This is a genomic window from Pseudomonas sp. G11-1, assembly GCF_024031555.1.
Taxonomy (GTDB): Bacteria; Pseudomonadota; Gammaproteobacteria; order Pseudomonadales; family Pseudomonadaceae; genus Halopseudomonas; species Halopseudomonas bauzanensis.
In genome coordinates, this window is the sequence record NZ_QEYQ01000006.1 from 1 (window position 1) to 12876 (window position 12876).

Below are 12876 nucleotides of genomic sequence, written 5' to 3' on the forward strand. Positions count from 1 at the left end.
GAGCTAACCAGTACTAATTGCCCGTGTGGCTTGACCATATAACGCCCAAACAATTTGGGCCATGGCCTGACACATTGATTGAACGACAAGCTGGAACGGCACGAGATTACAGTGACCTCCTTGTTAAGCAACTATCACTTTTCCCACCCTTTCGTTGTGTGGACTCAACACCCACGCGACAACCGAATTGCTTGACGACCATAGAGCATTGGAACCACCTGATCCCATTCCGAACTCAGCAGTGAAACGATGCATCGCCGATGGTAGTGTGGGGATTCCCCATGTGAGAGTAGGTCATCGTCAAGCTTCAAATAAGAAACCCCGCCAGCTGGCGGGGTTTTTTTTTGGCCCGAAATCGTCATCTTGCCGTTCGCCTTTTGCGTTGAACTTGCTCCCCAGCTTCTATTCAAACCTGAGAGATCGGTTATGGGAGAAAGCTCGATGATTATCACGTCTTGTACTCCGCCACCAATGATGGAAGGGCTGGATATGAAGATGTTTGTCTCGCCGAAGGACCGTCTGGATTTCTACCGCAAAGAGATTCACCATGAGGCGAACAATTTATCTGCTCGGACCAACGCCTATCTGACTGCCCAATCGTTTCTCGTAATTGCTTATGCCTCGTCGATGGCCAATACGAATCCGGAATGGGGGCCGATATTTACTTTGATAATCCCTCCGATGTTAGCGCTCTTTGGTGTGTTGAGCTCAATGAGTGCTTGGCCGGGGATTCAGGCGGCCTGCGATATTATTAACCACTGGCATCGGAAGCAGACGGATCTTTTGAGCTGCCAGCCAGAAATAGGTCCGGCTTATGACGACGCCCCGCTTTTTTCGAGCTGGGAATCTTCCTACCAGGGACAAAGCAAGGCGCTGATATTCTCCAAGCGAACGCCCTGGCTATTCTCGGCTTTTTGGCTGTTCCTAGGCCTCTTCGCACTGATTATTCAACTTCTGTGAATCTTACGTTGCGATTAGCCTGCCTGATTGTCTGAACAAGCTTAGGGCAGGATAGTCTCTATGGAGTGTCCCGACTTAAATTATGTTCACGTGGAGGTTTACCCCATGAATACAGAATTCGAGGCGTGTATCCGAGCTTGCAACAAGTGTGCGGTCGCATGCGAAACCTGTGCGTCAGCCTGCCTTCAGGAAAACAACGTGGCAATGATGGCTGACTGCATACGTCTGGATAGAGATTGCGCCGATGCATGCCGTATGGCGGCGGCGCTCATGGCGCGCGAAAGTGTTTATGCCGGAGCATTCTGCAATCTGTGTGCGAAAATTTGCGATGATTGCGCAAAAGAGTGCGCCAAACATGATGCAGAACACTGCCAGGACTGCGCTGCGCTGTGCCATGAGTGCGCCGAAGAGTGTCGTCGCATGGCTGCATGAGACGTTCTACAGCAAGGGGCTCATAAAGAACATCAGCCGCTCCAGGGCTCTGGGGGCTTTGCCACGCAAGGCCCAGCGCTCGGGCTGCAGACGTTCGCTGGATATCTCATAACGGCGTAGCAGCGCCCCGATGGAAGTACAGCTATCCGGGGTGAAGAGAGCAACGGTCAGTTCGAAGTTGAGCTGAAAGCTGCGGATATCCAGGTTGACGCTGCCGACCAGTGCCAGCTTCTCATCCATCAACATCGCTTTGGTGTGCAATAGCCCGCCGTCAAACAGCAGGATTTGCACGCCAGCTTCGAGCAGGACGTCAAAATAGGAGCGGCTGGCCCAGCCTACCATCAGAGAGTCGTTCTTGCGCGGCAGCAGCAACTTGACTTCCACACCCCGGTTCGCCGCTTGGCACAATGCTTCCAGTACTGCTTCCGACGGCACGAAATAGGGGGTGCTGATGATGATGCTCTTATTGGCGCGGTAGATGCTCGCCAATACTGTCTGGTTGATCAGGTTACCCAAGCCGGGGCCGGAGGGGATGATCGTCAACCACTGGCTTGGCAAGCCAGCCCTGTCGGCGAGGGAGGGGAAACAACGCTCTCCGGTTTCGACTTCCCAGTCCCAGGCGAATACTTTTGCCAATCCCGCAGCCGCCTCGCCATCCAAACGCAGCATCATGTCAATCCATTGGCCTACTTGCGCTTCCTGCTTGAAATGAGCGGGATCGGCCATGTTCATCGATCCGGTGTAGGCAATCAGGTCATCGATCACGATTAACTTACGATGCAGCCGTAAATCTATCCGCTGGGCCAGAGCGCGGAGCAGGCGAACCGGTAATGCTGGAACCACTTTGATGCCCGCCTGCACCATGGCCGTACGCCAGACAGAACGGAAAAAGCCGCGGCTGCCGGCATGATCGATAAGCAGCTTCACCTCGACACCACGCAGGCTGGCGGCGATCAGCTCCCGGGCTACGTCATCGACCAGCCCGCCCGGATGCCAGATATAGGTTTCCAATACAATGCATTGCTGCGCGTTACGAATATCCTGGATCACACGTGCGAATATGTCTTCGGGGGTGTCGAGAATCTCCAGACCTTCGTAACTGAGCGCGCCGATGCCCACCTGCGTCGTCATCAGGCGGTTGATCGCCAAGCTCAGATCCCCGCCGGGGAGGGGAGAGCTACTGTCCTGAAATTGGGTGGTGAGGTTGGTCAGGTAAGGTTCGACCATGGCGGTGGAGCGAGCCGCACGTTGCCGGCCGAGATTGAGCTCACCAATCAGGAGATACAGCGCTGCGCCGAGAAAAGGCAGGATATAGATGACGAGCAGCCAGGCAAGGGTGACGCTGACCGGACGGCGCTGGGCGATGATGCGAATAGTGACGGAGGCAGTGAGCAGCCAGTAGAACCCCGCCAGAGCCCAGCCGAGGATGCTGTGCAGATAGGAGGTGTCGATCAAAGGCAATTATCCGGTTTTGGCAGTCCAGCCAGCTTGCTGGCTAGTCGGGCGGGGCTGCCCGGGAACAGTGATAACAGATAGAGACTGCTTCCCTTGTCCTTGCCCAGCTCCTGAGCAATGTACTTGACCAGCGGGCGCATGGCGGGGGAGAGCTGGTATTGAGCGTAAAACCGACGCAGAGCATGGATCACTTCGAAGTGAGCTGCTGTCATCTCCAGACCTTCCTGCTCCGCCAAGGCTTGGGCAACATCATCGGACCAGTCTGCGAGATCAACCAGGAACCCGTCCTTGTCGAGCGCCACTTCTCGCCCGTCCACCAACAGGCTCACCAACTCACCACCTTGGCATGCTCCGTACACAAAGCCACCATCATCTGATAGTCGATCACCTCGATGCGGCTGGAAATATCATCCAGAGCGACGCCCCGGCCCAGCAGATCGCTCTCCAATGTATACAGGCTTACGCTTGCGGGTAGGTATTCCAGTGCATTGCGGCCGGACGTGCCAGGTAACAGCGTATAGACCGCATCTTCAATCAACAATAAGCTCTGGTCGGCATTGATCGCCCGCAGACAACTGGCGAACCGGGAATCGGCATGCGGCGAGTGACGGAGTATGTGCAGCATGGGGACATCCTATGGACAGGTCAGAGCGTCAAGATCTGATCGTAATGTTCAATTAGCGTGGCAATCTCAGCGTTGTTCACAACACGCGTTTCCAACAGGCATTGGCTGGCCTGCAGGCCTCGCTCCCCGAGCGAATGCTGACACACCAGGACATCCTCCACGCCAAATAGCGGTAGGGCTTGCAGGTTCGCGGCCAGCGATTTCTGGCCTATCTGGGCGGCGTCTTGGCCCCGCATCAATTGAAAGACCCCATCGTCCATGAACAGAATACCGCAAGGCACATCAAAAGCGGCTGCGGCAAGCGCCACATCCAGGGCCTCACGGGCGGCGTGCCGAGTGGGGGCATGGCGACTGATGATCAACAGGCTTTTCATGTCAGGTTCCAAAGGTCACGGCTCGATCGGCACTCTGCAGAGCATCTACCCATTGCCCAAGCCCTGATAGTTCCCAGGGGGCAGCGGTATTGGCCGCGGGGCGCTCCCAGCGCCGTGCTTCAGCCTTATCGAGCACGCCACGCCTGAGGGCGGCCGCAATGCAGACGACGGCGTCCAATCGATGCTCGGTAATGAATTGACGCCACTCGGCTGTAATATCCTGCTCATCCTGCGGCTGGACGCCAAGCAGCGAGGCGAGATGAACCGCCTCGCGATAGAAGAATAAATGGCTGATCTGGTGTCCGGAAGACAAAACGGCCCGCGCAAATTCGAGTGCGCTTCGAGCCGCCGGGTCTTGCGGGCCAGCTAACAGGGCAATGGCAAATTTCATGAATCCGACCCAGTGAAAACAAAGAAGGCCCGCCAACTGGCGAGCCTCCGGAGTATAACCAAAACCGCTGAATCAGTCGTTGCTGAAAATGCCCAGCAACTGCAGCAGGCTCAGGAACAGATTGTAGATCGATACGAACAGGGTGATGGTCGCCATGATGTAGTTGTCTTCACCACCATGGATGATGGCGCTGGTCTGGTACAGAATGACCGCGGACGAAAACAGCACAAAGCCCGCAGAGATAGCCAGCTGAAGCCCGCTGATCTGAATGAAGAAGCTGGCGACCACAGCGCACAGCAGGACGACGAAGCCGGCCATGATGAAGCCAGACAGGAAGCTGAAGTCCTTGCGGCTCAGGATCGCATAGGCGGACAGACCGAAAAACACCAGCGCTGTCATGCCCAGAGCCATGGTGACCAACTGGCCGCCGTTGGGCAACGACAGATAGGCATTGAGGATAGGGCCGAGGGTATATCCCAGGAAACCGGTAAAGACGAAGGTGCTGATCAAGCCCCAACCGGAATTGCGCAACTTGGCCGTCAGGAACAGCAGACCATAAAAGCCGACCAGGGTAATAATCAGACCCGGGTGGGGCAGATTGAGACTCATGGAAGTGAAGGCGACCAGAGCACTGAATGCCAGGGTCATGGCGAGCAGCGAGTAGGTGTTGCGGAACAGCTTGCTGACCTCTACCTCACTTACCCCTGTATGTTGCAGTGTGTTGCGCTGTTGCATTTGCATGGTTCATTGGCTCCAGTGGTTGCAGTACGGACATCCTTCTTCGTGATCATACCCGTTCATATCGACCTGGCAACACCGGCAGGTTCTAAAAACGTTACCTGATGCGTCTTTTTCCATTGACTGCCTACGAGTTTCCGGTAGTATTGCCCGCCGTGGAGGGATGGCAGAGCGGTTGAATGCACCGGTCTTGAAAACCGGCGAAGGTGAAAGCCTTCCCAGGGTTCGAATCCCTGTCCCTCCGCCACATTATGCCCTCAAAGCCCCGCACTCCGGGGCTTTGTTGTTTTTGTGATCTTCTGTACCACTAATCATCACCGCTTGACCGTTTCCCATCTTTTAAGGGGATACCCACCTCTTGATCTCAGGCTGACGCCAGCTTGCGGATTGCGCCAATGGTGCTCGGCCCATTGAAGGGTTTGACGATCCACCCCTTGACGCCAGCAGCCTTGCCACGTTCCTTCATTTTGGGACAGCTTTCGGTCGTCAGCATGATGATGGGCGCCGAGCTGCGCAGTTCACTGCGGGATTTTTCGGCCATGGTCAGACCATCCATATTAGGCATGTTGACGTCGCAGATCACCAGGCTGATACCCTGATGGCGCTTCAACTGCTCCAGCCCTTCACGGCCATCCTGAGCAGTGACCACCTGCAAACCGTTTTGTTGGAGGAAGCCCGCAACATCGTTGCGCACGGTGGCTGAATCATCGACAACCAGAACAAGTGACATGACATTCTCCTGTGAATGCGCTGAATGAATCCAGGTACTGCTTTTGGCCGGTGACGGCCTAGAATAATTCGAGTTCGCCCAGTGCCTGGGGCTCGGGCGTGTTCAACTCCAGTGACGACAGGCTCCATGTTTCACCGACCTGCAGCGGCACCATACAGGCATGCAGGACTATGCCATTGGCATCGACACAGCGTACCGCCAGTGCCGGAGCGCCGTCTTCCTGCAAATAGGCCACGCATCCTAACGGTAGGGCACTGGGGGTCGACATACCCAGTTCGGGGATGCTCTGGCTCAGTTGGCGTTTGAAGGTGCCACACAGGTTATTGGCCAATTCTTGAAGGTGGTCATCGTCCATCGCGGTGGTGGCCTCGGTGTTGTCCGCCGATAGACAGATCAGGCTCCGAAAGTTGTAACCGCTCAAGGTCAACATGATCAGTCGGGCGTCCTCACAGTGCTGCTGGGACATCCAGTCGTCGGTGGATACCGGATGCACGCCACTCAGGCTGGTGACGCAGCCCGATACACTGGTGCTGAGCAGGGTGAGTAGCTGTTCGCTGGTCTGTGCGCTGATCATGGGAATGTACTCAAGCGGCCAGGGAAGATGGTTGCTGCCGCGACTGCTCACTCAGGCGCCCCAGGTTCTGTCGAATATCCTGAATTGCGGTATGGATCATGCGGCTGGCCGCCTGGATATCCTGGAAGGTACCGGTGGTGATCACCGCATTTTGCAGCAGGCGCTGGCGATAACCGTCATTCAGCGCCTCAGAGCGATGCGCCAGTATCCGAACCTCATCGGCAACAATTGCAAACCCGCGCCCATTCTCACCGGCCCGTGCTGCCTCAATGCTGGCATTCAGAGCCAGCAGAATGGTCTGTTTGACGATACCGGTGAACTCTTGGCTTTCACTCTGCATGGCCTGGTTGTGTGCCATGAGTTCATCCAGGCGACCATTCCAGCGATCAAAGGCGTGCACAATCTGCCCGAGCCGATCAATATCTTCACCCAGATCAAGCCACTGCCGATTGAGCTGCTGTGCCTGCTGATACTGCTCCTGCACGGCCTGATAGCGACCGTCCTGCAAGCCATGAGCGTTATCTCGTTCCTCACGAAGGGCTGACAGTTGCTGGTCGTGATCGTGCTGTTGAGCATCGATCTGCTGCAACAGTTGCCGCTCCCGGGTCTTCAGAGACTGCAATTGCGCTGTCTGCTCATGATTGCTGGCCGCCAACGTTGTCAGCTCTGTCAGTATGGTGCGTTGCTTATCCGTCAGGACGATCAAACACCGACGCTGCTGGTAGTAATACCAACCCACCCCAGCCAACAACACGGTCTGCAACAGCAGCAGGGTTACGAGAAACACAGCCGGCACCTCATTGAAATGATCAGGAAGTTTGACAGGCCGTCATGCTAAACAGCGGGTGATGTCACTTTGATGACCGCAAGGGCAAAATGATGGCTTATGGCCAATAGGGCGAACTCCATCAGCCTGTCACGTAGCGGAAATGTAGTGGTATTACTATGCCATCAAATACATGACCTGGTAGCCCGGAAATGACGCCCAATACCGCCGCACTGAGCAGTCCCCACAGCCTGGATAGCAAGACGTCGGGCATGACTGAAAATACTACTGAAGAACGCCGCTTCTATACTCCCGAGGATCGACTGCACCAACTGCGGGATTACGGTACAGCATCGATCCACCGGGCGCTGGAAACCATTCGGCCGGTGTCCATCGAGAGTGACATGCTGCAGGTGCTGGAAGTGTTTCGTGGCCATCAGCAAGAACACTTTTTTCCTGTTCTTGACTTGGCCGGTACCCCGCTGGGGCTGATCCGCGAGCGGAGTCTGAAGAGCTATGTCTATTCCCGTTACGGTATGGCACTACTGTCCAACCGCGGGCAGCCTCGTCAACTGGACAGTTTCCTGACGTCCTGCCCGAGTGCGGAGATCGACGCCACTATCGAGCAGGTACTGCAGGCCGCCCATGCTGTGCCCGGCACAGAAGGGGTGCTGATTACCGCAGGCGGTCGTTATATTGGTTTCATTCGTGCGTCTGCGCTGGTGGAAATGGCCCACGAGCAGCAGATGGAGATCATTCGTCAGCATAATACCGAGCTGGATCAAAAAAACCGCGAGATCCAGGCTGTCTTGCAAAACATGCGACAGGGGATCTGTACCATTCTGCCGGACTTGACCCTGCACACCGACTTCTCCGCGCACCTGTCCAGTATTCTGGAGCAGGAGGAGCTGGCAGGGGCTGCGCTGATGGATACATTATTCAAGCACAGCGAACTCGGCCCGGACGCCCTGCAGCAGATCGAAGCAGCGTTAATGGCTGTGCTCGAACAGGATGCCTTCATGTTCGACTGCAACGCCCATCTGCTGCCGACAGAAGTCACGGTCACGCTTGCCGGTCAGCGCAAGATTCTCGAGCTGCATTGGAACCCGATGCTGAATGAGCAGGACGAAGTCAGCCGCCTGATGCTGGTCGTACGCGACCTCAGCCGCATGCGCGAACTGCAACAGCAGGCCGATCAACAGCAGCATGAATTGCAGATCCTGAGTGAAATCCTCGCTGCTGGTGAATCACGTTTCACCGCTTTCATGGATGCCAGTGAACAGCAACTGGCTGTTTGCCGACAGTTGCTCGACAGCACTCAGGACGTGATTGCTGATGAGGCCCAGACCATCCTGTACCGCCAACTGCACACCATCAAAGGGAATGCCCGGACCCTGGGGCTGATGGCTGTGACCGACAGCCTGCATGATGCCGAACAGGTTCTACAGGCCAGCCGTGATTCGGGGGCTGACGTGTCAGTCAGCGCACTGCAACAAGCCTTGCATCAGGTCAGCCATGACTTCAGCCAGTACCACTTACTCTATACCAGCCGCCTGCAAGGATTTGGCCGCGACCGGGATACGCAGATCGTCAGCAATACTCTATGGCAGCAACTGGAACAACTGGCCAGCCAGCGTCGAGACAGCGAGCTACTGGCGCTACTGCAACAGGCCAGCGGCAGCAACCTCAACGCCATGCTGAGCGCGTTGGGGGAGAGCTTGAGCGGAATTGCCAATGAGCTGGACAAGCCTGCGTCGCAGTTGATCGTCGGCCCGGCACTGGCTGATTGTCATCTGAGTAACAAACAAGCCCAACGGCTGAGTGACGCCATGGTGCATATACTGCGTAACTGTCTCGATCATGGTATTGAGCCGGCCGCCGAGCGCCTGGCAATGGGCAAGCCTGGCGCTGGTACTGTTCATGTCGATGGGGGCACAGACGGAAAGCACATCACCTTGCGTGTCAGCGACGATGGACGCGGCCTGGCTTTGCAACGCCTACGTAGCAAAGCTATCGGGGCAGGGCTGTTGCGAGACGATGAAGTTGTCAGCGACGACGAGATTGCTGAGCTTATGTTCCACTCCGGCCTGAGCACCGCGGGGCAAGTGTCCATGGTGTCCGGCCGTGGCGTGGGTATGGATGCAGTACGCAGTGGCCTGGCCGAGATCGGAGGTAGTATCGACTTGGTTTGGGCCGGGGCGGGCAACGACGCTGGCTACCGGCCTTTCAGCCTGGTCATTTGTTTGCCTGAAGCGTGCGGGGGGCTCCCCGTCGCGTAGCCCATGGCTTGGCAGCCCTCCGCCACTTTTCCCCTCCCAAAGCTCCGTTGATCGGGGCTTTGTTGTTTTTGATGGTCCCGTTCCGATACTCCTTCAGCCATTTTCCTGCAAACTAATCTGCACTTACCTCATGACGTCCGGTCAAACCCAACGCACTATTTTCAATCATGAGAAGGAGTCCTTTATGAGACTGACGTACTTGTTGGTTCCTGCCTTTGCTTTGATGCTGGCTGGCTGTGGTCCAGATGACAATGATCGTACCAATGAAGAAAATGCTATGCCGCCATCGGCTGAGCCGCAAAGCAATATGGGGCAGCCAGCGGATGACGGGATGAACAGCACGGCACCTGCGACCGGAACAGACACTACTCAATAAAGGGTAGGCATCTCCGGAGCAACCGCTCCGGAGGCTCTGCTGATTAAGAGCGCGAATAGCACCTATACTGTAAGCTGTTTGCGGCAGGAAGCATAAATGGGCGAAATAGGTAGAGTTGAAAGCGAGCCGGCTATGGCACGGCCATCAGGCCCGCTCTGGATTGCAGTCTCGGTTCTGGTGCTCATTCTCATGGCGTACTGGTGGCTGCTGATTGAGAATCAGAGATCGCAGCTGGCTTATGCCGAGCGGCAGTTGGAGCTGCGGGCAGAGCAGACCTCCGAAGCACTGGCGATGCAGATCCATGTGTTGATGGCTGGCCTGGACTACCTGGGTGATAGCCTGGTCGCGCAATATCTTGATGACCTGGATCAGTTTGATACGGCGGTCAGAACTGCCATCGATACCTATGAAGATGGCACCATCCTTCAGGTAGCGGTGGCTGACTCTATCGGAGATGTTGTTTACAGCACTCTGGCTCCCTCTGGAGGAAACGCGCAGACGCCGATCTCGATCGCCAACCGGGAGCATTTTCGCGTACATGCCGAAGGGCGTGCGCCAGCATCGGGGCTGTATATCAGTGATCCGGTGCTTGGGCGTTTATCAGGCAAATGGTCCATTCAGCTCGCACAGCCGTTGCGGAGTGAAGGTGTATTTGCCGGAGTTTTGGTGGTGTCGGTATCGCCTACCTTTGTTTCTCGCTATTTCCAGAAAGTCTTTCCCCATACCGGCGGTGACGTTGCGCTGTTGTTTAATGAGCGCAGCTATTATCTGGCTCGCTCAACCCGGCAGGACGAGATCATAGGGAACCAGGTATCCGGTGCGTTGCAGGCCAGCATGGCCACGGGGGCGGGTGGTGGCAAGTACCGCTTGGCTCCCGCCTGGGATGGTATCAATCGTGATTATGCCTGGCGCTGGGTCGATGACTATCCGCTCGCGATCAGCGTCGGCTTGGATCGAGAGACGGCGCTGTCACCGGTTACTCACCGTTTCACCAAGAGCCGGTTCTGGACTGCAGTCAGCACGCTGGCAATTCTCCTGGCGGCGCTATCAATCGCCTTGCTGATGGGGCGACTGCGTTTCGAGCAGCGGAATCTGGCTTGGAACGAGGAGCGTTTGAGCCGGTTGTTAGCCCAAGTGCCCGGCGCGGTTTATCAATTCCGTCGATGGCCTGATGGCACGTCCGAGATGTTGTATATCAGCCAGGGTATCGAGACTTTGGTTGGACTCTCGCCCGCACAGGTAATCAAGGATCTGCCTGAGATATTCGACATCATCCACCCGGAAGACCGGCCCGAGGCGATTGCTCTTATTGCCGAGTCGGCTGCACAACTGACCCCCTGGGACATCAAGTTCAGACTGTTATTCCCCAATGGTGAAATCCGCTGGGTTGCTGGTTATGCCAACCCGCAGCCGGACGTCGCCGGCAGCGTTCTCTGGCATGGCTATATTCACGATATAAGCCGCCAGCATGCGATCAATGACAGATTGCGCGACAGCACGGCGCGGCTGCGCCTGACCATCGATGCGGTACATGACGGGCTCTGGGAATGGCATCTGGTGGATGACACCCTGTATTTCGATGAGCGTTGCATGCGGATGCTGGGGCATGAGCACGATGACCGCGCAACGACTTTCGCGCATTGGTACGAACAGGTGCACCCTAACGACAGAGCTACTCTGGATAAGGTGATCAATGAGGTTTCCAGGGGAGAAATGTTCCGTCTGGAGTTGCGTCTTCGTACAGCCACCGGCGATTGGTTGTGGACTGAAATCCGGGGCAGGGCGGTGGAGGACGAGAAAGGCAAGCGGGTACTCGGCACGCAGAGCGATATCAGTCAGCGAGTGACAGAAGCCCAGCTGCGTAACGCCTTGCTGGATAATAACGCCGCGGCCATTTTGCTCGTGGGGCCGGATCACCGGATACGCCTGGCCAACCGCCGGGCGAAGGAGCTATTTGCCGGTGGGCGCCCACTAAAACGTATTCCTTTCCGTCAGCTACAGGGCGGTGAAGAAGGTGCTGACGACTTGTTGGAACAGGTTGAACTGCTGCGTCAGAACAAAGGCGCAGTAGAGGCGGAGCATCCATTCCCTGATGCCAATGGCCAGCTTCATTGGTTCAGCATCCACGGCACGCTGCTTGATGCTGAGCGGCCCGATGGAGATATTATCTGGACTCTCATCGACATCACCGAGCGTCGACAGATGGAAATCGCGCTTTCCGCCGCTCGCGTCCGCCTGATCGAGGTAATCAAGCATTTCCCCGGCGGCGTATTGCTGGAAAACGCCGATGGCAAAATTCTGGTCGTCAACCAGGCTCTCTGTGATCTGTTTGGTCTGGAGATGCCGCCCGACTCGCTCACCGGTACCGAACAAGGCCGCTTTTACCAGTTGCTCGATCTTCAGTCGGAAGCGGCTCCGCCTGAGGAGAGACGCGAGGGCAATCGACGCATCAGCGAGCTGATCATGGCGGATGGGCGCACACTGCAGATCAATCATATCCCCATACGGATCAAGGATACCGATGCCGGAAAGCTCTGGATCGCCACAGACATAACCGAGCGGCGGGAGCATGAGCGCAATCTGGAGCGGCTGGCGGCAACCGATCCCTTGACCGGGTTGGCAAACCGGCGAGCGTTTTTGCAAGGTATGGAGCGGGAACTTCGTCGCGCTGGGCAGGGGCTTGCTGATGGCGCGCTGCTGGTTCTGGATCTGGATCATTTCAAGAGTATCAATGATACCTACGGTCACGCGGCTGGGGACAAGGTGCTGATACATCTGGCGCAACTGATGCGCAGCATGCTGCGGCAGAACGATATCGCGGGCCGCCTGGGTGGAGAGGAGTTCGCCGTGTTGTTGCCCGATGCCGGGCACGAGCGTGCCCTGGCTATCGCGGAGCGCCTGCGCCTGGCTATCGAGCGCAGCGCCATTGAGCATGAAGGCAGCATTATTGTTGTCACTGCGAGTATCGGCCTGGCGTCGCTGCAGGGTGAGGTGGATGAGATCTTTACACTGGCGGATGAAGCGCTGTACCGGGCAAAAAATGAAGGTCGCAATCGCACGGTGTATGCCGCTAACCCGGAGGGTTGACCACCCAGCCTCGACGATATTTCTCCTGTTTATACCAAAGTCTTAGTCTCGTTCTGCTCATCCTAATGCTAGTTTTAAGCTGCAATATA

The 12876-nt window shown here is 56.5% G+C and carries 13 protein-coding genes, 1 tRNA gene, 1 rRNA gene and 1 pseudogene; 7 read left to right on the forward strand and 9 right to left on the reverse strand.

What is annotated here, in order from left to right:
- Window positions 1-190 precede the first annotated feature (190 nt).
- The 3 genes from rrf (at window position 191) to DHB74_RS14790 (ending at window position 1392) form a co-directional block, all read left to right on the forward strand.
- Window positions 191-306: ribosomal RNA gene (rrf, locus tag DHB74_RS14780) — 5S ribosomal RNA — on the forward strand.
- 183 nt (window positions 307-489) lie between these two features.
- Window positions 490-960, forward strand: a complete 471-nt coding sequence (locus DHB74_RS14785) for a hypothetical protein (protein WP_407920286.1) — start codon at window positions 490-492, stop codon at window positions 958-960.
- 105 nt (window positions 961-1065) lie between these two features.
- Window positions 1066-1392, forward strand: coding sequence for a four-helix bundle copper-binding protein (locus DHB74_RS14790; RefSeq protein WP_074781228.1), 327 nt, complete (start codon window positions 1066-1068; stop codon window positions 1390-1392).
- Window positions 1393-1398: 6 nt separating this feature from the next.
- Here DHB74_RS14790 and cls read toward each other — a convergent pair whose 3' ends face one another.
- The 6 genes from cls to DHB74_RS14820 form a co-directional block, all read right to left on the reverse strand.
- A complete protein-coding gene (cls, locus tag DHB74_RS14795) occupies window positions 1399-2847 on the reverse strand; it encodes a cardiolipin synthase (RefSeq protein ID WP_051610900.1) in 1449 nt (482 codons plus the stop codon).
- Complete coding sequence (locus DHB74_RS14800) at window positions 2844-3176, reverse strand: TusE/DsrC/DsvC family sulfur relay protein (protein WP_036989979.1); 333 nt, start codon at window positions 3174-3176, stop codon at window positions 2844-2846. Before DHB74_RS14800 ends, cls begins: the two co-directional genes overlap by 4 nt.
- A complete protein-coding gene (gene tusB / locus DHB74_RS14805; protein ID WP_036989978.1) occupies window positions 3173-3472 on the reverse strand; it encodes a sulfurtransferase complex subunit TusB in 300 nt (99 codons plus the stop codon). The genes DHB74_RS14800 and tusB overlap by 4 nt, the downstream gene beginning before the upstream one ends.
- A 20-nt stretch (window positions 3473-3492) precedes the next feature.
- Window positions 3493-3846 carry a sulfurtransferase complex subunit TusC gene (gene tusC / locus DHB74_RS14810; RefSeq protein WP_036989977.1) on the reverse strand — a complete coding sequence of 118 codons (354 nt, stop codon included), beginning with the start codon at window positions 3844-3846 and terminating at the stop codon, window positions 3493-3495.
- A 1-nt stretch (window position 3847) separates the two neighbouring features.
- Entirely contained in the window at window positions 3848-4237 is a 390-nt protein-coding gene (tusD, locus tag DHB74_RS14815) for a sulfurtransferase complex subunit TusD (RefSeq protein ID WP_499161817.1), read from the reverse strand.
- 72 nt (window positions 4238-4309) lie between these two features.
- Complete coding sequence (locus tag DHB74_RS14820; protein ID WP_036989975.1) at window positions 4310-4972, reverse strand: Bax inhibitor-1/YccA family protein; 663 nt, start codon at window positions 4970-4972, stop codon at window positions 4310-4312.
- Between the two features lie 160 nt (window positions 4973-5132).
- Between DHB74_RS14820 and DHB74_RS14825 the strand changes: the two genes are divergently transcribed.
- A tRNA-Ser gene (locus tag DHB74_RS14825) sits at window positions 5133-5222 on the forward strand.
- A 117-nt stretch (window positions 5223-5339) separates the two neighbouring features.
- Here the strand turns inward: DHB74_RS14825 and DHB74_RS14830 are convergent.
- The 3 genes and pseudogenes from DHB74_RS14830 to DHB74_RS14840 all read right to left on the reverse strand — a co-directional run.
- The gene (locus DHB74_RS14830) at window positions 5340-5705 is read right to left on the reverse strand and encodes a response regulator (RefSeq protein ID WP_036989973.1); all 366 of its coding nucleotides are present in this window, start codon (window positions 5703-5705) and stop codon (window positions 5340-5342) included.
- A 58-nt stretch (window positions 5706-5763) separates the two neighbouring features.
- Complete coding sequence (locus DHB74_RS14835; RefSeq protein WP_036989971.1) at window positions 5764-6279, reverse strand: hypothetical protein; 516 nt, start codon at window positions 6277-6279, stop codon at window positions 5764-5766.
- A 10-nt stretch (window positions 6280-6289) separates the two neighbouring features.
- Window positions 6290-6592: pseudogene (locus DHB74_RS14840) on the reverse strand (methyl-accepting chemotaxis protein); the annotation flags it as partial.
- Between the two features lie 725 nt (window positions 6593-7317).
- Between DHB74_RS14840 and DHB74_RS14845 the strand changes: the two are divergent.
- The 3 genes from DHB74_RS14845 to DHB74_RS14855 all read left to right on the forward strand — a co-directional run bounded on the left by DHB74_RS14845 (window position 7318) and on the right by DHB74_RS14855 (window position 12787).
- A complete protein-coding gene (locus tag DHB74_RS14845) occupies window positions 7318-9324 on the forward strand; it encodes an ATP-binding protein (protein ID WP_036989969.1) in 2007 nt (668 codons plus the stop codon).
- A gap of 184 nt (window positions 9325-9508) precedes the next feature.
- On the forward strand, window positions 9509-9700 hold the full coding sequence (locus DHB74_RS14850) for a hypothetical protein (protein ID WP_074781151.1): 192 nt from the start codon (window positions 9509-9511) through the stop codon (window positions 9698-9700).
- 132 nt (window positions 9701-9832) lie between these two features.
- A complete protein-coding gene (locus tag DHB74_RS14855) occupies window positions 9833-12787 on the forward strand; it encodes a diguanylate cyclase (RefSeq protein WP_036989968.1) in 2955 nt (984 codons plus the stop codon).
- The last annotated feature ends 89 nt before the right edge of the window (window positions 12788-12876 follow it).

Coding starts and splice junctions, on each gene's coding strand:
- DHB74_RS14785 (WP_407920286.1), top strand. CDS start 490: ATGAAGATGTTTGTCTCGCCGAAGGACCGTCTGGATTTCTACCGCAAA.
- DHB74_RS14790 (WP_074781228.1), top strand. CDS start 1,066: ATGAATACAGAATTCGAGGCGTGTATCCGAGCTTGCAACAAGTGTGCG.
- tusB (WP_036989978.1), bottom strand. CDS start 3,472: ATGCTGCACATACTCCGTCACTCGCCGCATGCCGATTCCCGGTTCGCC.
- tusC (WP_036989977.1), bottom strand. CDS start 3,846: ATGAAAAGCCTGTTGATCATCAGTCGCCATGCCCCCACTCGGCACGCC.
- tusD (WP_499161817.1), bottom strand. CDS start 4,237: ATGAAATTTGCCATTGCCCTGTTAGCTGGCCCGCAAGACCCGGCGGCT.
- DHB74_RS14820 (WP_036989975.1), bottom strand. CDS start 4,972: ATGCAACAGCGCAACACACTGCAACATACAGGGGTAAGTGAGGTAGAG.
- DHB74_RS14830 (WP_036989973.1), bottom strand. CDS start 5,705: ATGTCACTTGTTCTGGTTGTCGATGATTCAGCCACCGTGCGCAACGAT.
- DHB74_RS14835 (WP_036989971.1), bottom strand. CDS start 6,279: ATGATCAGCGCACAGACCAGCGAACAGCTACTCACCCTGCTCAGCACC.
- DHB74_RS14845 (WP_036989969.1), top strand. CDS start 7,318: ATGACTGAAAATACTACTGAAGAACGCCGCTTCTATACTCCCGAGGAT.
- DHB74_RS14850 (WP_074781151.1), top strand. CDS start 9,509: ATGAGACTGACGTACTTGTTGGTTCCTGCCTTTGCTTTGATGCTGGCT.
- DHB74_RS14855 (WP_036989968.1), top strand. CDS start 9,833: ATGGCACGGCCATCAGGCCCGCTCTGGATTGCAGTCTCGGTTCTGGTG.